This is a genomic window from Nonomuraea turcica (assembly GCF_030718205.1).
GTDB lineage: Bacteria > Actinomycetota > Actinomycetes > Streptosporangiales > Streptosporangiaceae > Nonomuraea.
The window spans coordinates 52,451-68,133 of the sequence record NZ_JAUZQF010000010.1 but is presented as its reverse complement, the minus strand read 5'-3'; the positions used below and the strand labels follow the sequence as shown (position 1 = coordinate 68,133).

Genomic DNA, 15,683 nt, shown 5'->3' with positions numbered 1-15,683 from the left:
ACCCGTCCCGGGTCGGACGAGGCTGGCAACCAGGCAGAGAAGGAGCGGAACAGAAATGAGACGGACTGCGGCGTTACTCGGCCGCATGCTGAAAAGAGCCACCATCCCAGCGCTCGTCGTCCTCGTCACCTGCGGCGTGGCGCTGCCCGTCGCGGCGGCCGCCGCCCCTATGGCGGACGACGTTCGCCACAGGGACAGCGGCGGCAAGCCGCGCGTCATCCTCATGCACGACCCCGAGTTGGACGACCAAAACACCCTCATCCGCTACCTGCTCTACAGCAACGAGTTCGACACCGAAGGCCTGCTGTACGCCAGCAGCGGCTTCCACTGGGCGGGCGACGGCAAGGGCACCACCTGGTTCGTCCCCGGACGCGAGTACGACCGGATCGGGCGCGACATCTGCCCGTGCACCTCCTGGCGGTGGAAGCCCGGCGAACGCTTCATCCACGAGGCCGTCGACCTCTACGCGCAGGCGTACCCGAATCTCCGGACACACGCCAGGGGGTACCCGAGCCCTGGGGAGCTGAGGTCCATGATTCTCGACGGCAACATCGAGTTCGACGGCGACATCTCGAAGGATTCTCCCGGCTCCGACCTGATCAAGCGGAAACTGCTCGACCACCAGTCCGGCCCGCTGTACCTGCTCACCGGCGCGGGCCAGAGCACCATCGCCCGCGCCCTGAAATCCATCAAGGACCAGTACGAGAACACGCGGCACTGGCAGGCGATCTACCGGAAGGTCTCGCAGAAGGCGATCATCCAGGCGTTCGGCGACCAGGACGACACCTACGCCAAGTACATCAAACCCAACTGGCCGGACATCGAGTTCCGCCAGATGGCCACCACCATCTGGGGCTACGGTGCTCGTCGCGTCGTCCTGCCCGAGGACGCGGAACTCCTGTCGGCCGAGTGGACCAGGGCCAACGTGTCTGGCGTCGGCCCGTTCGGGCCGTTCTACCGGGTTTGGGGCGATGGCAAGCAGATGGTGCCCGGCGACATCTTCGACTTCTTCGGCTTCTCCGGCCTGACCGCCGAGCAGCTTCGCGCGATGGGCTACATCGTATGGACGTCCATCCGGGAGAAGGGATCGTGGATCTCGGAAGGAGACACCTCGATCTTCATGAACCTCATCGACAACGGCCTGCGCGCCGACACCGACGCGAGCTACGGCGGCTGGGGCGGCCGCGCCGGGACCGACGTCGCTCCCGACGGCACCGCGTCCGCCGACTACCCGTCCACCCGCTGGTTCCGCGCCGCCCAGCACGACTTCGCCACCCGGCTGAAGTGGACCACCACCCGCAGGTACGACGCGGTCAACCACCAGCCGGAAGTCAGCGTCTCCGGACAACTGGATCGTGACGTCCGCCCCGGCCAGGTGGTGACGCTCCACGGGCACGTCACCGACCCCGACCGGAACGCCGTCACCGCCACGTGGTGGCAGTACACCGACGCCGGCACCTACCCGGGCACCGTCGAACTGGTCCAGAGCGGGCTCACGCGCGGCCTCACCCGGGTTCGGCTCCAGATTCCCCACGACGCGGCGACTGGCCAGACCATCCACCTCATCCTGCAAGGCACGGACGACGGCACCCCGACCCTCACCTCCTACCAGCGCGTGGTGCTGACCGTACAGCGCTGAGCTCGTCGATGTCATCGCAGGACGCGGGCGGCGATGAGCATCGCCGGCGTCGTGGCCGCACCGCCCAGCGCCGAGGCGACGGTGAAGATCGACACGCCGATCAGCAACGCGCGGCGCGGGCCGATGATCGATCCCACCTTGCCGCTGAGCAGGACCAGACCGCCGAAGACCAGGGCGTAGGAGGTGACCACCCAGGACAGTCCGGTCGCCGAGAAGCCCAGCGCGTGCCGGATCTGGGGCAGCGCGACGTTCACCACGCTGTTGTCGATCACCAGGATGAGCTGGGTGAGGCACAACACGATGACCGCCGGGTAGCGCAGCCGCCCCACCCTGCCGCCACCGCGAGCAGGGCAGCATGATCCGCCGCTACATCGCTGGCGAAACCGCAACACCGATAACCCTCGCCTCCGCCGCAGCGTGAAGAGGGCAAACATGGCCTGACGCGGCACTAGGTCCAGTTGGTGATGCGGCGCAGGACGTGCTCCACGGGCCCGTAACGGTGGTTCCGCAGCCAGAGCGCGCTAAGCCACAGCAGAACCGTGTAGATCACGAGGGCCACGCCCATCACGGCGATCGGCGACAGCTTGCCCGCCAGCGCCAGGCCGTACCCGGTGAAGACCAGGCACGCCAGCACGGATTGCCCCACGTAGTTGGACGCCGCCACCCGCCCCGCAGGCGCCAGCGCGCGGCCTGCGGCGGGGAAGCGCCTGATCACCCGAAGCAGGGTCGCCACGTAGGCGGCGGCCAGCAGGATCGAGGTGAGGGTGTTCACCGAAACACCCGCCACCTCCCCAGGGCCCGAGGCACCGGACGTCCAGGCGAACAGGATTCCGCCCGGAATGCCGACTCCGAATCCCACCCACTGAATTCGGGGCAGCAGCCGCGACCACCGCTCGGGTTCCTCCAGCAGCCTGGACTTGCCCGCCGCCAGCCCGAACAGGAACATGGCCAGCGCCGTCGGCCCCTGGAAGAGCCAGATCATCGTCACGAGCGGCGGATAGAGTTCCAGTTGCAGGGACAGGAAGTCGAGCGGCCCGCCGGTGGCCAGGTCCAGGGCCCTCGCCGCCACGGCGGGATCCGCCGCCGGCTGCCCCGCGGTGGGGTCCAGCGTGGTCAGCCACGCCAGCGCCGACCACAGCAGGGTCAGCACGCCGATGATGGCCGATCCGACGACGACGGCGGTCTTGGGCCTGAGGTTGCGCAGCGAGAGCAGGATCAGGCCCAGCACGGCGTACAGGGTGAGAATGTCGCCGACCCACAGCAGGATCCCGTGGAGCAGGCCGATCACGAATAGGCCCAGGCACCTGCGCAGGGTCCTGCCCTTCACGCTCGCCCCTGCCCGCTCCGCCGAGCGCATCTGCAGCGTGAACGAGTAGCCGAACAGGAAAGAGAAGATGATGTAGAACTTCGTCAGGACGAAGGCGGTGATGGCCATGGCCACCGGCCCCTCGGGCATGGGCATGTTGCCCGCCATGGCGTAGCCGGGGTCGGCGAAGAAGCCGATGTTCGCGACGAGGATGCCCGCCAGCGCGAACCCGCGCAGCACGTCGACCTCGTGGACACGGCTGGCGGGCGGTGTGCGGAGTTCCGTCATGTACCGAAGCTACGAACGACGTGCACGCCCCCGCATCGAACCTTGGTCTCGAAAGAGGCCGACCAAAGCAGGACATTCCTCTGGCGCAAGCGCGGTGCCTGTCCCCCCGGCGTCAGCGTGCCGGTGAGGGCGGTGCGGCCAGCGCGTAGGGCTGCGGCCGGGCTGGGTGCCAGGTCCCCCATGGGCTTTCATGGCAAGCAGGAAGCACCGAACTGAGGGATAGTCGGGAGATGCCCACGACGGTGCTGGCCACCAAGGTGTTTGCGCCGGCAAGACGCCCTCAACTGGTTGCTCGGCCGCGGCTGATCGATCGGCTGGACGCTGCGCTGGATCCCGGCCGAAGGCTGACACTCATTTCGGCGCCCGCCGGCTTCGGCAAGACGACGTTGGTCACCGACTGGATCGAGCACACCACGCGACGTCAGCGCGCGGCGCGGGTGGCCTGGCTGTCGCTGGACGACGGCGACAACGACCTTCCGCGTCTGCTGACCCACCTCGTGGCCGCGTTGCAGGGACTGGGGGAGGACCTCGGCTACGAGGCGCTCGGCCTCCTTCACGGTACGCTCGCGCTCCCGGTCGAGGCGTCCCTGACCGCACTGATCAACGACGTGGCGCGGACCGCCGGGCAGATCGTGCTCGTGCTCGACGACTACCACGTGATCGACGCCCGGCCGGTGCACGAGGCGATGACGTTCCTGCTCGACCACCTGCCCCCGCAGCTGCACCTGGTGGTCGCGAGCCGCTCGGATCCGCCGCTACGACTGTCCCGCCTGCGGACCCGCGACGAGTTGGTTGAGCTGCGCGCCGCTGACCTGCGCTTCACACCGGACGAGGCGATGAGCTTCCTCAACGAGGTCATGGGCCTTGGCCTCTCCACCCCGGACGTCGACGCACTCGAGACCCGCACCGAAGGTTGGATCGCCGGACTCCAGCTGGTCGCCCTCTCGCTGCGAGGCCACGTCGACGTCTCCGGATTCATCGGAGCGTTCACCGGCAGCCACCGCTTCGTCCTGGACTACCTCGTCGACGAGGTGCTGCAGCACCAGCCCTCGCACGTCCGTGCGTTCTTGCTGCACACCGCCGTCCTCGACCGTCTCGCCGCGCCGCTGTGCGACGCCGTCACCGTACGGACCGACAGTGTCGCGATGCTGGAGAACCTCGATCGCGGCAACCTCTTCGTCGTCGCCCTCGACGACCGACGGGAGTGGTCCCGCTACCACCACCTGTTCGCCGACATGCTCCGCGCGCGCCTGCGCAGCGAGGAGCCCGAACTGATCCCGGTGCTGCACAGGCGCGCGAGCGACTGGTACGAGCGCCATGATCTCGCCGAGGACGCCGTCCGGCACGCCCTGGCTGCCCGGGACTTCGATCACGCGGCCCACCTGATGGAGCTGGCCCTGCCCGCGCTGCGCCGCAACCGGCAGGACGCGATGCTCCTCGGCTGGCTCGCCGCACTCCCCGACGACGTGGTCCGGCGCAGCGCCGTACTCAGCGTCTTCTACGGCTGGAGGCTGATGGTCTCGGGTGACCTCGACGCGGTCGAAGACCGCCTGGACGACGCCGAACGGGCACTCGCCGCCGGCAGCGCCCCGGACGCCGGCAACGAGGAGCTCCGCACCCTCCCGATGACTCTGGCCATATACCGTGCCTCGCTCGCGCAAGCCCGCGGCGACGCAGCAGGTACGGCGCAGCACGCGCAGCGAGCGCTCGAGATGGCCGGGCCGGGCGCCCACCTCGCCCGTGGCGCCGCCGCGGGGTTCCTCGGGCTCGCAGCTTGGGCGAACGGCGAGATCGGGCCAGGGCTGCGGACGTTCTCCGAGGCTGTGCGGAGCCTGCGCGCTGCCGGGAATCTTGCCGACGCGTTGAGCGGCACGATCGTCCTGGCGGACATGTGGCTCGCGGCTGGACGACCTGAACGGGCCCGTGGGCTTTACGAGGCTGCGTTGCGAGAGGCCACTGCCCACGGCGATACCCACGGCACAGCCCTGCCGCTCCCGACTGCGGACCTGCATGTCGGTCTGAGCGAGCTCGACCGTGAGCTGGGCAACCTCGCAGGCGCGACCCAACACCTCGAGACCGCCAAGGCGCTCGGGGAGCGGGCCGAGATGACGGAGAACCGGCACCGGTGGTTCCTGGCGATGGCGCGGATCCGGGAAGCGGACGGCGACCCAGACGGAGCCATCTCCCTGCTGGACCAGGCTGAGCGGCTCTACGTGCGCGGCTTCTTCCCCGACGTACGGCCGATCGCGGCGATGAGGGCGCGCATCCGGATCAACCAGGGCAAGCTCTCGGAGGCCGCCGACTGGGCCCGCGAACGCGGCCTGCCCGCCATGGATGACCTCAGCTATCTCCGCGAGTTCGACCACCTCACTGTGGTGCGGCTGCTGATCGCGCAGCACCGCAGCCACCCGGACGCCGGCACCATCCGCGAGGCGGTCGGCTTGTTGGGCCTGCTGCACGAGGCCGCCACACAGGCCGCACGATCAGGGAGTCTCCTCGAAATCGCCATGCTGCAAGCGCTCGCACACCAGGCCCAGGGCGACCTGACCCGCGCGCTCGACGCGCTGGAGCGAGCCCTGGGCCAGACACCCGAACCGGGGGGCTACGGCCGGCTCCTCCTCGATGAGGGTGAGCCCATGGTCTCGCTGCTGCACGCCGCCGACGAACGTGGCCGGCTTGGCGACCATGCTCGTCGCATGCTCCGCGCCCGCACTCCGAGCGAAGACGCCTCGGACCAGGTGACACCACCGTCGGCAGTGGGGTTGAGCGAGCGCGAGCTGCAGGTGCTCAGACTGCTCAACAGCACCCTCAGCGGGCCGGAGATCGCCCGCGAGCTCTTCATCTCGCTCAATACCTTTCGCAGCCACACCAAGCACATCTTCACCAAGCTCGACGTCAACAGCCGCCCGGCGGCTGTGAGCCGCGCCCGGGAGCGTGGCCTGCTCTAGCCCTGCCGCCGCTCTCACCACGTCAATCACATCGTGTGGGGATGCCCGGTCACCACCTTGCTTCCTAGATTCCGAGTCATCCGCGGCACCTGGCCACGGCGACTCGAAGCGAGGGAAGCTTCATGTCCGTTACCACCACCAGACTCACCTGTGCGGCCGGCCTGGCGGCCGTGGTGGCAGGGCTGCTGTTCATCCTCATCCAGCTCATCCATCCCCACGAGGACGTCGCAACGGTCACAACGACCGCCTGGACTGTTACCGCGCTCCTGACCATGGCGATGTCCGTCCTGCTGCTGGTCGGGCTCACCGGGCTGTACCTGCGCCAGGTGACGGAGGCCGGCGTGCTGGGCCTGGTCGGGTTCCTGCTGTTCGGAGCCTGTTTCGTGCTCACGATTGCGGTCACCTTCGTCGAGGTGTTCGTCCTGCCGCCGCTCGCGAATCAGGCGCCCCAGTATGTCGATGACTTCCTCGCGACCTTCGCCGGAGCTGCCGTCACCGGCGGCGTCGGGCCCCTGCCGCTGGCCAATCTGGTGGCGGCGGTCGGCTACCTGCTCGGCGGTCTGCTGTTCGGTGTCGCGCTCTTCCGGGCCCGCATCCTCGCGCGGTGGGCTGCCCTGCTGCTCGCGGTCGGAGCTGTGGCCACACTCCTGGTGCCTCTTCTCCCGCACGCACTCGACCGGCTGCTCGCATTCCCCGTCGGACTGGCCCTGGCCGGCCTCGGGTACTCGCTCTGGCGCGAACAGCGTGGCACCTCCCATCAGTCCGTGCAAAGCGACCCCAGAGCGCGGCTCGACGCGGCCGGTGTCGAGTGACGTCCCGAACCGGGTCCTTCGCGGGAAACCGACCCGAGCACGGTCCGACCTCTGGCAAGAAGGCAGCTCCGGCCCAGTCTTTGCAGCCGGTCCGGCGCCGCGTGCCGACCTGGCGGGTACCCGCCGCGCTGGTCGCGCTCAGCCTGGTCCCGGTCCTAATCGGCTCGGCCCGACTCGTCGAACTGTCGGGCGGCCCGCATCTGCTGCCTTCCCGCGTCAACGACCCCTCACCCGTGCCGCTGGTCGCGCACATCGTCAGCGTCATCGTGTACGCCGTCCTCGGCGCCTTCCAGTTCTCCGCCGGGCTCCGCCGCCGCAGAGTCGGCTGGCATCGGGCCTCCGGACGCCTCGTCGTCCTCGCCGGCATGGTCGTTGCGCTGTCCGCGCTGTGGTTGACGCTGTTCTATCCCCGCGCTGCAGGCGGTGACCTGCTCTTCGCGTTCCGGCTGCTGGCCGGATCGGGCATGGCCACGAGCCTCGTCCTCGGCGTCCTCGCCATCAAGCGGCGCGACGTCGCCCGGCACCGCGCGTGGATGACCCGCGCCTACGCCCTCGCCCTGGGCGCCGGCACCCACGTGTTCACCCTCGGCATCGGGGAGACAATCCTCGGGGCGAGCGACCTCACCGAGGCCCTTCTGCAGGGCGCGGGCTGGACGATCAACCTTGCCGTCGCCGAGTGGTTCATCCGTCGGCAGCCGGCCCGCCGGTCCGCAGATCCGGTCGTGAAGTCCCGATGAGCGACCAGGACAGCAGAGGACAGGCGCCCGCCCGCTACGAGCTCCGGATCGACGGTCACCTCGACGACCACTGGACCGCATGGTTCGACGATCTGACCCTCACCCACGAGAACGACGGGACGACCACCCTGCGCGGTCTCGTGCCCGACCAAGCGGCACTCCACGGCCTGCTCGCCAAGGTACGCGACCTTGGCGCCACGTTGATCTCGGTAGAGGTCATCGACGCACCTGACTGAGTCCTCGTTCCACCAGCCCCTCGTTCCACCAGCCCCTCGTTCCACCAGCCCCTCGTTCCACCAGCCCCTTGGCCTCCGGCCGGGAGCCGTCAACCATCGAAACCGTTGGAGAAAGCCATGTCCCATCCCGTCCCTGCGACGCTCTATCGCATCGCCGCGGCCGCTGGCTGCGGAAGCGCCGTCGTCCTGCTCATCAATGCCGCCAAGCGCGCGGAGGTCATCCCGACCTCTGCCTTCACCCAACTGGTCGCCCCGCTCGCCCAGATCCTGGCGCTGGCCCTTGTCACCGCCCTCTACCTCGCCTTCGGTCGCCGCGCCGGCACCTTCGGCCTGGTCGCCTTCCTGCTGAACGCATTCGCCCTGTCCGCGCTGGTCGGCGTGGAGTTCGTCATCAATCTCGTCTTCAACGACCTCCCGAACCACACGATTGGTGCGCTCCTCGACGGCACGCTCGGCATCGCGCTGACCGCGGCATCCATCCTGTTCCTCTTGGGAACCCTTGCCTTCGTCGCGGCCATGCTCCGGTCCCGCGAGGTCCCCACCACTCCGCTGGTCCTGTACGCCGTCGGCGCCGTACCCGTGTCGCTGCGGGCCTTCGTGCCCGAGGCGGCGCTGGACTTCGGACTCGTTACCCTGGCCGTGGGAATCGGCTGGCTCGCGATCTGGCTGTTCGCCCGCTCCAGCCGCATCGTCACGTGGGCACACCACGCAGTCGCCGACGAACCGCTGGCCGGGGCGAACCACTGATGTGTATTCGCCTCCCCGCTGCCGGTGATGCGGTAGGCCCAGGATCGCTCGCCCAAGCGTGGGACGACCAAGGGCTGAATGTCACCGGACCCGACGTCTGCATCGGACAGGTGGCGGCATCGCGCGGGCAGGTTCGGATCCCGGGACGGCTCAGCATGGCGGCGGAGCGGGTGGTGATCGCCTCGCCGAAGCGCGCGCCCTCGGGCCGTCGCGGGTGCTGTGTCCCCGGGGTGGGGATGGACTCGTAGATCATGGCGATGGCCGCCTGCAGGAGGTGTTCGCCGAACGCCTCCTGCAGGCGCAAGCCGTACAAGGTGGAGAAGGCTGGTGACCACAATGGCTTGCTCGATCACCGACGAGGCGACAAGGTCGGCACTCCGTCGAGCCACCAGGTGGCGCTCACCACGGCGTCGGCCGCCCACAGCAGTGGCGAGACTCCGTGAGACTGGAGGCCCGCCCGTTCGTACGATGCTCGCTCTAGCCAGCGGCAAAAACACCGGTCAAGATCAAGTGCCCACTGTAGGATTCGAACCTGCGCACCCGGCTCCGGAGGCTGGACGAATTCATGCTCTTGACCTGTGGGAACGCTATGTACGTGCCCGCATCTGTACGTCTCCCGTACGTGATCAAGCCCTGTGCAGTCGAGCCGCCTTGTGGAGCGGCTCGTACGCTCTCACCTGCCAACTGGAGCGAACTCTCGCCCCAGCCCAACAACCGGGTTCGGGTTTTACGCGGCGTGCGGGCTGAAAGTCACGCGGGAGTCACCCTCGTCGATGGCGACGTTCAACACACCGTCCAGGGCCTTCGCCAGGCGCCGCAGCAGCGGGAGCGTGGGTACGGTGTCGCCGCCCTCCATCCGGGAGACCTGAGGCTGTGTCATTCCGGCCCGCTCGGCCAGTTCGGCCTGGGACAGGCCAAGCTCGATCCGGCGGTTGTAGACCGCCTGGCCGAGATCGCCGGCCAACCGCGCGTCGACGTACTCCTGGTCGTACTCCACCGACTCATCGGCAAGCTGCCGGGTTCGGCGTGTCTTCCACGCGCTGTGGTTCATCAGTTCTCCTTGCGCCGATCGTAGGTGTGCTGAGCATGGCCGTGTTCGGCCTCGCAGACTTTCTGTGCCTGATGGGCACGCTCTACTTCCGACGCTTCACGCATCTTCGTCTTACGGAACACCGTCAGCAGAACGATCCGCCGCCCGGGCGCGAGCCAGTACGGGATGCGCACGGCCTCGCCGTCCAGCTCGAATCGCAGCTCGCGTAGCTTGCCGCCCAGGTGGCGCGAGTACGGCTCGCCGAGCGTCGTCGGCTCATCCAGCAGACGGTCGGCCTTGTCCTCCACCCGCCGGTACAACCTGAACGGCAGCAGCTCCAGCCAATCCCGCACCTCGGGTTCGAGCTCGATCTGCCAGCGGCCCGTCATGCAATCGACGATATATGCATTTGATTGCATGCGGCAAGCCTTCGCGAGCTGCCGCGACCCGAGGTACCTCCAAAGCGTGGCAAAGATCACTCTAGGTAAGAGGGTCCGGGGGCGATCATCCACTACTTCGGGGGAACGTCATGTGTGCCAGGTGCGGTCGGCGTGCCCGTCGGCCAGGTTGGCCAGGACGCGGCTGGTATTGGCGAAACGGACCTCGGCGCCGTGACGGATGGCCAGGTGGCCGAAGGCTTGTTCGGCGTGGGTCTTGCCGGCGCCGACCGGCCCGAACAGGATTAGTCAGCCGCCAGCGTGCGCGGATCAAGACCCAGCGCGAGCGCGAAGCCAAGCGGGAGATGGGCGTCAAGGCCCGCGGCAGGGCGTAGGCCCACGCCCGTGCCGAGCGCGCGTTGCGCGACCACTCCACGCTCCAGCGGCGGATCTGCCAGCTGAAGAACGGACGGCTGGTGATCGACCGGACCAAAAGGAAGGCCGAAGAGCTGAGGCTGCCGTGTCATCGCCTGGTAAGGGCTCCCACATTGAGCAGGAAGCCGGCTGTGAGACCGTCGCGCCGCACGGTGCCATTCATGATCGACGCCTGCCGTTTCCCGTCGCTCGCCATCTGCCAAAAGTCGAGGGTTACGGTCGCACCGGCGCGCCGGCAGACCTGTCCGGGCGGGTCAAGTTCGGCCGTGTTCCCGCGTGCCGCCAGGGTCCATCGGCACCCGTCCGAGGTCCGGGCAGCGATCGTACGATCCGGCTTCACCGTCATGTCGACGAGGCCGCGCTGCTCTGATCGGCTGATCTTCACCGACCCGTCCGGCGCCGGTGTCCGGTACACGACGATGTTGGTCAGCTGCGACGGGTCCGCCGGGACGTACTCCCACCGGCCCGTGAAACGCTTGGCCGCCTTGGTCCACGGCTCCGTCCCGACCTTGGTGCGGGCCCCGTGCTCCAGCACGAAGTCGTAGTCGCCGTTTGGCTGGTGGCTCACGCCCTCGATGGTCTCTTTCTCGCGTCGGCCCGAGACGGTCACAGACCAGCGGGTGATGGTGTAGCCCGAGTTGATCACGCGATTGACACAGTGCTGGGACGGCGGATCGAGCTGGAGGGAGTCCGGCTGCGCGGTGAACCGCCAGGTGCAGCCTCGGTCGGTGCGCCCCACGACGCTTCCGTCGGCACGTTTCGTGAACACGATCCGGCCGATCTGGGGTATCTGCATCGCTGTGCCCGGCGGCGCTCCCGGAACGGGGCTCTCACAGCCGGGCCGCGTGGCCGGACACCTGATTTCCGCGATGTTCCTCATGCTCTCGCGGTCCGGCTGGTCGTAGTTCCACTCGCCCAGGTACTTATCCACGTTCGATCCCTTGCCGGGTGCGGCGGCCACTGGGTCGGCCATGCCCGGGGCGCCCCAGACGGCCGCCATGCCGAGGGTCAGCGCCGCGGTCAACGACAGCAGCCGTGACGGCGATCGATGCTTGAGCGTCTTGTTGTGCGGGCGGGACGGCATGAAACATCCTCCAGGAGTGTCGGGTCATCTGACGCCGAGCTCAACCCGTGGAATCGAGGTGCTTGATCCACCCCGGCTCGGCACAGTTCTAGGAGGATGCGCGCGGCCGCCAATGTGACATCCACCAGGTAAATGTGACCGACGCCATATGAGGGCTCAGGGCGGCCACGATCAAACGAGCGGCCGGACGCTTCCCCAGATCCCGGGCGTCCGCGCCGCCATCCCCGACGTTCGCTTCCCAATGGACATGGCAGGCGCAGAATTCGTCGCTATGCAGGTGACTGGGCGTCGGCGGCGCTCGCCCTACTCCGGCTGCGTGCGGCGGCGCCCGCCGCCGTCGTCGGCGAGGTGGTCGTCTCCGAGACGATTCTCGCCGACGCAGGGTCGGCCGCTACCGGGTCGTCGGCGTGGTGGCGGGCGCCACCCGGCCGTGCCACGGTCACCGCTCGTGTGCTGATCAGGCCAATTCGCCGCCTGGGCCACCAGCCGTCGCGAACTGCTCATCTCACCCGCGGGCCTTGGCCGATGCGTCGCTGAAGCAGCCACGCATAGGCCCGGGCCGGGCGGCTGTCGGGACGCTGCTCCCGCTCGCCTGGGCGCGGGCCGCGCCCCCGGCAATTTGGCTGCATGGGGTGTGCTTGAGGTGTCATCCGCCGGCCCCATCGCGGTCCGACTCGATCATCATCGTAGAAGGCAGAATCGTTAGCGATGAGAAGGGCCGGAGCCGCGCGTATCACTCGGGACGGCGACGGCACAGGGCGCTGTCACTTGGCGACGTTCAGCACCAGTGTGGGATCCAGAGCCAGGGTGCCCACGGCCAGTCCGAGGAACACGATCGCCAGGAAGAACTGCGGTGAGAAGTCGTAGACGCGCAGGTGGGTGTAGAGGGCGCAGACGAAGTAGAGGATGAGGCCGGCTGCGGCAGCCGTACCGATGAGCGGTACGCCGAGGAGGCCGAGCGCCAGCCCGAGAGCGCCCGCGGCCTTTAGCGCGCCGATGGGAAAGACCAACCACGATTCCGGCACTCCGGCCCGGTCGAGCGCCGGACCGAGGGTTCGCATGATCGGCTTGAGGCGGGTCATGGCGGCGAAGCCAGAGAAGGTGTTGAAGGCGATCGTCACCAGGGCGGTGGCAACGTAGGCGGTGGACATGAGAGCTCCAGGGAAATCGTCTGGTGGCGGCGTGACTCGTCGGCACCTGGTTGTTCCTCTGAGAGAGCCCTCATCTCGGGGAGTGTGACATCGCCCGCGGTGATGTGATGTACGTCGCTCGGTGTCACACTCCGGGGCCCCAAATGCTCTCAGACCGTGAATTCTTTCTCGATCTGTCAGCAGGTATCAAGAGGTATCACCGATGACAGTTGCTGAGCTCGCCGCACGGAGAGCTCGGGCGCTATCCCGCTTCCGGGGTGAGACAAAGAGGTCCTCAAGAACGGTGTCGCCGGCCGGATCGCGGGTCAGAGCGCACACCTTCTGGCCGTGGCGGAGCAGGTGGTCGACGACGTGGCGGCCGACGGTTCTGGTTGCCCCGCTGACGAGAACGGTCATGCCGCGTGCTTCTTTGCGGTCGAACAGATGAACCCAGCGATGACGGCGGCGAGTGCGGGCCCTTGAAGCTCCTGGACGAAGTGGCCAGCGTTGGAGATGGTGATGTGGACTGAACCTTGGCGCCAGGGATGCGACCGCTCAGCATATGGAGGACCTTGCCGAGGCCGGACCCGACGCGCCGACCACTGACGGAGAGTTCGACCCGAAGAAGCTCAACATCATCGCCGCCAAGTACGAGATCATCTACGAGGAGCAGTTGTAGGGATCCACCTATCGGGAATCCAGGAGCGCTGAGATCCGAGCTCGGCCGGTTATGGCGAGCCAGGTCTCGCAGCTGCCCGGACAGGAGTTCCGCGCGGACCTCACCACGACCATCGTGGACGCCCTGCGCACGGCCTACCGGCGAGGCGCGATTATCGCAGGTCACTGCGTCGGCACGTTCCTGCTGGCCGAGGCCGGGCTCCTCGACGGGCTGGAGGCGACGACGCACTGGCAGTTCGCCAAAGAACTCGCCATCCGCCACCCCGCGGTGACGGTCCGGCCTGAGGCCCTCTACATCGACACGCCCGTGCCCTCCGACGGCGACGACCGGCGGCTGTCGGAGGCCATCGTCTGGGCGCGGGCCAACCTGGACCGCAGGATCCCGATCGGCGAGCTGGCCGTCCGCGCGCTGATGAGCCGACGTTCGTTCGCCCGGCGGTTCAAGGCCGCCACCGGCACCATCCCGCACGCCTGGCTGGCGGCCCAGCGACTCAACCGTGCCGAGGAGCTGCTCGAGGCGACGGACCTGCCCATCGAGGAGATCGCCCGCGCGGCTGGCTACGGCAGCGCGGCGGTGCTGCGCGAGAAGTTCGTCCTCCGCCGTGGGGTGGCGCCCCGCGACTACCGCCGCACCTTCGCCCGGAACACCGGCGCGATCGCAGACTGACGCTCACGGTCAAAGCCCTGTGCCAGAGGTCAAGGCGATGGCCTCGAGCAGATGGCGTACGCCCGGTGTGGGCAGGCCTGGAGGTACGGCCAGCGATGTGATCAGCGTCGGCGCGGCCAGGGCACGGATGGCCACTCGGGGCAGCGAAGGCAGCTCGGTCACCTGGTAGAAGACCGTCCAGGACGGCGCGCTTGAGCCGATGGCGGTGAGCGTGTCGAGCAGGGCGGTGAACGGCGGCCCCAGCAGCGGCTCGGCCCCGGCCTCCCGCATCGCCTCGACGATCAGGTCGTGGAAGGGCGGGTTGTGGTCACGGGGCGCGAGCCGCAAGGGGAGACCGGCCAACTGCTCCACGCGCAGAACGGGTTCCGCCGCGAGCGGATGGCTCGCCGGTAGCGCGACGAACAGCGGGTCGCTCCACAGTGGCAGCAACTCCACCTGTGGAGCCTCGGTGAGAGCGCGAACCAGGGCCGCGTCCAGTTCCCCGGATTGCACGGCCGCCAGCCGTTCGACCAGGCCGAGGCGGTGCAGCCGTACCTGAAGCCTGGGCGCGATGACCGCCAGCTCGCTCAGCAGGCGATGGATGCGGTCACCGGGCCCTTGCACCGCACCCAGGTGCAAGATCCCCTCCTTGCCTGTGACGATGTCGGCAGCCACCTGGCGGACCTGATGGGCGGCGGCCAGCACGGCTCGCGCCTCGGACAGCAGCAACTCCCCGGCATTGGACAGACGCACATGCCGGGTGGAGCGGTCGAACAAGGTCACGCCGAGCTCGCGTTCCAGTCGGGCGATCTGCTGGCTGACCGCGGCCTGGACGATGTGCAGCCGCTCGGCGGCCCGGCTGAAGCCGCCCTCCTCGGCCACCGCTACGAAGTACTGCAACTGCCGCAGCTCCACGCACCCTCCCGCGATTTATCACGATCCGTGATCGATGCACGTGCCAAACGCTCCTGGTTGCCGCGTTCTTCCCGCGCTCGAATAGATGTCGATCTCAATACAAGGGAGCTGATCATGTCCTCTTTCGGTGACGCGCTGATCCTGGAGCCGTACGATGCCGAGTATGTGGCGCTGCCGGGTGGCGGTGGGTTCCAGCTGCTGGCAGATGCCAGCGACACCGGCGGCGCGCTGGGAGCCAACCGCCTCCTCCTCGGCAAGGGCGCCGACGGTGCACGACCACATCACCACGCGCTGTCGACGGAGCTGTTCTACGTGCTCGACGGCACGGTGGAGTTCCTGCTCGACGGCCTGCTGACCAGCGTGAGCCGGGGCGGGCTGGTGGTGATCCCGCCGCGCATGCCGCACGCCTTCGGGGCAACACCCGGCAGCACGGCCGACCTGCTGGTGGTCCTGACCTCAGGCGTCGACCGCTTCGGCTACTTCCGCGCTCTGGGACGCATCCAACACGGCCTGGAACCGTTCGACAGCCTGCTCCCCCTGCAAGAGCACTACGACGTGCACTTCCTCGACGACCCCGCCTGGACCGCCGCCCGGTCTCAGCACGGAAAGCAGACCCGATGACCACTATGATCGCCTCCCACCAGCGCATCTCCTCGCGGTCCACCGCGCTACGGC

Annotated in this window: 17 protein-coding genes; 8 read left to right on the top strand and 9 right to left on the bottom strand. The window is 68.3% G+C overall.

Annotation, left to right across the window (positions count from 1 at the left end):
* Positions 1 to 55 precede the first annotated feature (55 nt).
* Positions 56 to 1,639, top strand: coding sequence for a DUF1593 domain-containing protein (locus tag Q9G87_RS25565; protein WP_305918999.1), 1,584 nt, complete (start codon positions 56 to 58; stop codon positions 1,637 to 1,639).
* An 11-nt stretch (positions 1,640 to 1,650) separates the two neighbouring features.
* Here the strand turns inward: Q9G87_RS25565 and Q9G87_RS25560 are convergent, their stop codons facing one another.
* Both Q9G87_RS25560 and Q9G87_RS25555 read right to left on the bottom strand, forming a co-directional pair.
* Positions 1,651 to 1,968 carry an MFS transporter gene (locus Q9G87_RS25560; RefSeq protein ID WP_305918998.1) on the bottom strand — a complete coding sequence of 106 codons (318 nt, stop codon included), beginning with the start codon at positions 1,966 to 1,968 and terminating at the stop codon, positions 1,651 to 1,653.
* A 119-nt stretch (positions 1,969 to 2,087) separates the two neighbouring features.
* On the bottom strand, positions 2,088 to 3,233 hold the full coding sequence (locus Q9G87_RS25555) for a DUF418 domain-containing protein (protein ID WP_305918997.1): 1,146 nt from the start codon (positions 3,231 to 3,233) through the stop codon (positions 2,088 to 2,090).
* Between the two features lie 230 nt (positions 3,234 to 3,463).
* Between Q9G87_RS25555 and Q9G87_RS25550 the strand changes: the two genes are divergently transcribed.
* The 5 genes from Q9G87_RS25550 (at position 3,464) to Q9G87_RS25530 (ending at position 8,713) form a co-directional block, all read left to right on the top strand.
* Positions 3,464 to 6,181: a LuxR C-terminal-related transcriptional regulator gene (locus Q9G87_RS25550; protein ID WP_305918996.1), complete on the top strand. Its 2,718-nt coding sequence runs from the start codon at positions 3,464 to 3,466 to the stop codon at positions 6,179 to 6,181.
* 122 nt (positions 6,182 to 6,303) lie between these two features.
* Positions 6,304 to 6,993, top strand: a complete 690-nt coding sequence (locus tag Q9G87_RS25545) for a hypothetical protein (RefSeq protein ID WP_305918995.1) — start codon at positions 6,304 to 6,306, stop codon at positions 6,991 to 6,993.
* A gap of 101 nt (positions 6,994 to 7,094) precedes the next feature.
* Complete coding sequence (locus Q9G87_RS25540) at positions 7,095 to 7,730, top strand: DUF2306 domain-containing protein (protein ID WP_305918994.1); 636 nt, start codon at positions 7,095 to 7,097, stop codon at positions 7,728 to 7,730.
* Positions 7,727 to 7,966, top strand: a complete 240-nt coding sequence (locus tag Q9G87_RS25535; RefSeq protein WP_305918993.1) for a hypothetical protein — start codon at positions 7,727 to 7,729, stop codon at positions 7,964 to 7,966. Before Q9G87_RS25540 ends, Q9G87_RS25535 begins: the two co-directional genes overlap by 4 nt.
* A 117-nt stretch (positions 7,967 to 8,083) precedes the next feature.
* Entirely contained in the window at positions 8,084 to 8,713 is a 630-nt protein-coding gene (locus Q9G87_RS25530; protein WP_305918992.1) for a hypothetical protein, read from the top strand.
* 727 nt (positions 8,714 to 9,440) lie between these two features.
* Here Q9G87_RS25530 and Q9G87_RS25525 read toward each other — a convergent pair.
* The 6 genes from Q9G87_RS25525 to Q9G87_RS25500 all read right to left on the bottom strand — a co-directional run bounded on the left by Q9G87_RS25525 (position 9,441) and on the right by Q9G87_RS25500 (position 13,186).
* Positions 9,441 to 9,764 carry a helix-turn-helix domain-containing protein gene (locus Q9G87_RS25525; protein ID WP_305918991.1) on the bottom strand — a complete coding sequence of 108 codons (324 nt, stop codon included), beginning with the start codon at positions 9,762 to 9,764 and terminating at the stop codon, positions 9,441 to 9,443.
* Positions 9,764 to 10,132, bottom strand: coding sequence for a type II toxin-antitoxin system RelE/ParE family toxin (locus tag Q9G87_RS25520; protein WP_305918990.1), 369 nt, complete (start codon positions 10,130 to 10,132; stop codon positions 9,764 to 9,766). The genes Q9G87_RS25525 and Q9G87_RS25520 overlap by 1 nt, the downstream gene beginning before the upstream one ends.
* Before the next feature lie 138 nt (positions 10,133 to 10,270).
* Positions 10,271 to 10,369 carry a hypothetical protein gene (locus Q9G87_RS60800; RefSeq protein ID WP_371825831.1) on the bottom strand — a complete coding sequence of 33 codons (99 nt, stop codon included), beginning with the start codon at positions 10,367 to 10,369 and terminating at the stop codon, positions 10,271 to 10,273.
* A 274-nt stretch (positions 10,370 to 10,643) separates the two neighbouring features.
* Positions 10,644 to 11,639 (bottom strand): hypothetical protein, encoded by a 996-nt coding sequence (locus Q9G87_RS25510; RefSeq protein WP_305918988.1) that lies wholly within the window; start codon positions 11,637 to 11,639, stop codon positions 10,644 to 10,646.
* A 764-nt stretch (positions 11,640 to 12,403) separates the two neighbouring features.
* Entirely contained in the window at positions 12,404 to 12,790 is a 387-nt protein-coding gene (locus Q9G87_RS25505; protein WP_305918987.1) for a DoxX family protein, read from the bottom strand.
* Positions 12,791 to 12,976: 186 nt separating this feature from the next.
* Positions 12,977 to 13,186, bottom strand: coding sequence for an NAD-dependent epimerase/dehydratase family protein (locus Q9G87_RS25500; protein ID WP_305918986.1), 210 nt, complete (start codon positions 13,184 to 13,186; stop codon positions 12,977 to 12,979).
* 313 nt (positions 13,187 to 13,499) lie between these two features.
* Here Q9G87_RS25500 and Q9G87_RS25495 point away from each other — a divergent pair, with 313 nt between their 5' ends.
* Positions 13,500 to 14,114: a GlxA family transcriptional regulator gene (locus Q9G87_RS25495; RefSeq protein ID WP_305918985.1), complete on the top strand. Its 615-nt coding sequence runs from the start codon at positions 13,500 to 13,502 to the stop codon at positions 14,112 to 14,114.
* Positions 14,115 to 14,123: 9 nt separating this feature from the next.
* Here Q9G87_RS25495 and Q9G87_RS25490 read toward each other — a convergent pair whose 3' ends face one another.
* Positions 14,124 to 15,008 (bottom strand): LysR family transcriptional regulator, encoded by an 885-nt coding sequence (locus Q9G87_RS25490; protein ID WP_305918984.1) that lies wholly within the window; start codon positions 15,006 to 15,008, stop codon positions 14,124 to 14,126.
* A 114-nt stretch (positions 15,009 to 15,122) separates the two neighbouring features.
* Between Q9G87_RS25490 and Q9G87_RS25485 the strand changes: the two genes are divergently transcribed.
* Positions 15,123 to 15,629, top strand: coding sequence for a cupin domain-containing protein (locus Q9G87_RS25485; protein ID WP_305918983.1), 507 nt, complete (start codon positions 15,123 to 15,125; stop codon positions 15,627 to 15,629).
* Positions 15,630 to 15,683: the final 54 nt, after the last annotated feature.

Excerpts from the sequence above, each read along its gene's own strand:
- Q9G87_RS25565 (WP_305918999.1), top strand. The coding sequence starts at position 56 with ATGAGACGGACTGCGGCGTTACTCGGCCGCATGCTGAAAAGAGCCACC.
- Q9G87_RS25555 (WP_305918997.1), bottom strand. The coding sequence starts at position 3,233 with ATGACGGAACTCCGCACACCGCCCGCCAGCCGTGTCCACGAGGTCGAC.
- Q9G87_RS25550 (WP_305918996.1), top strand. The coding sequence starts at position 3,464 with ATGCCCACGACGGTGCTGGCCACCAAGGTGTTTGCGCCGGCAAGACGC.
- Q9G87_RS25545 (WP_305918995.1), top strand. The coding sequence starts at position 6,304 with ATGTCCGTTACCACCACCAGACTCACCTGTGCGGCCGGCCTGGCGGCC.
- Q9G87_RS25535 (WP_305918993.1), top strand. The coding sequence starts at position 7,727 with ATGAGCGACCAGGACAGCAGAGGACAGGCGCCCGCCCGCTACGAGCTC.
- Q9G87_RS25530 (WP_305918992.1), top strand. The coding sequence starts at position 8,084 with ATGTCCCATCCCGTCCCTGCGACGCTCTATCGCATCGCCGCGGCCGCT.
- Q9G87_RS25525 (WP_305918991.1), bottom strand. The coding sequence starts at position 9,764 with ATGAACCACAGCGCGTGGAAGACACGCCGAACCCGGCAGCTTGCCGAT.
- Q9G87_RS25520 (WP_305918990.1), bottom strand. The coding sequence starts at position 10,132 with ATGACGGGCCGCTGGCAGATCGAGCTCGAACCCGAGGTGCGGGATTGG.
- Q9G87_RS25510 (WP_305918988.1), bottom strand. The coding sequence starts at position 11,639 with ATGCCGTCCCGCCCGCACAACAAGACGCTCAAGCATCGATCGCCGTCA.
- Q9G87_RS25505 (WP_305918987.1), bottom strand. The coding sequence starts at position 12,790 with ATGTCCACCGCCTACGTTGCCACCGCCCTGGTGACGATCGCCTTCAAC.
- Q9G87_RS25500 (WP_305918986.1), bottom strand. The coding sequence starts at position 13,186 with ATGACCGTTCTCGTCAGCGGGGCAACCAGAACCGTCGGCCGCCACGTC.
- Q9G87_RS25495 (WP_305918985.1), top strand. The coding sequence starts at position 13,500 with ATGGCGAGCCAGGTCTCGCAGCTGCCCGGACAGGAGTTCCGCGCGGAC.
- Q9G87_RS25485 (WP_305918983.1), top strand. The coding sequence starts at position 15,123 with ATGTCCTCTTTCGGTGACGCGCTGATCCTGGAGCCGTACGATGCCGAG.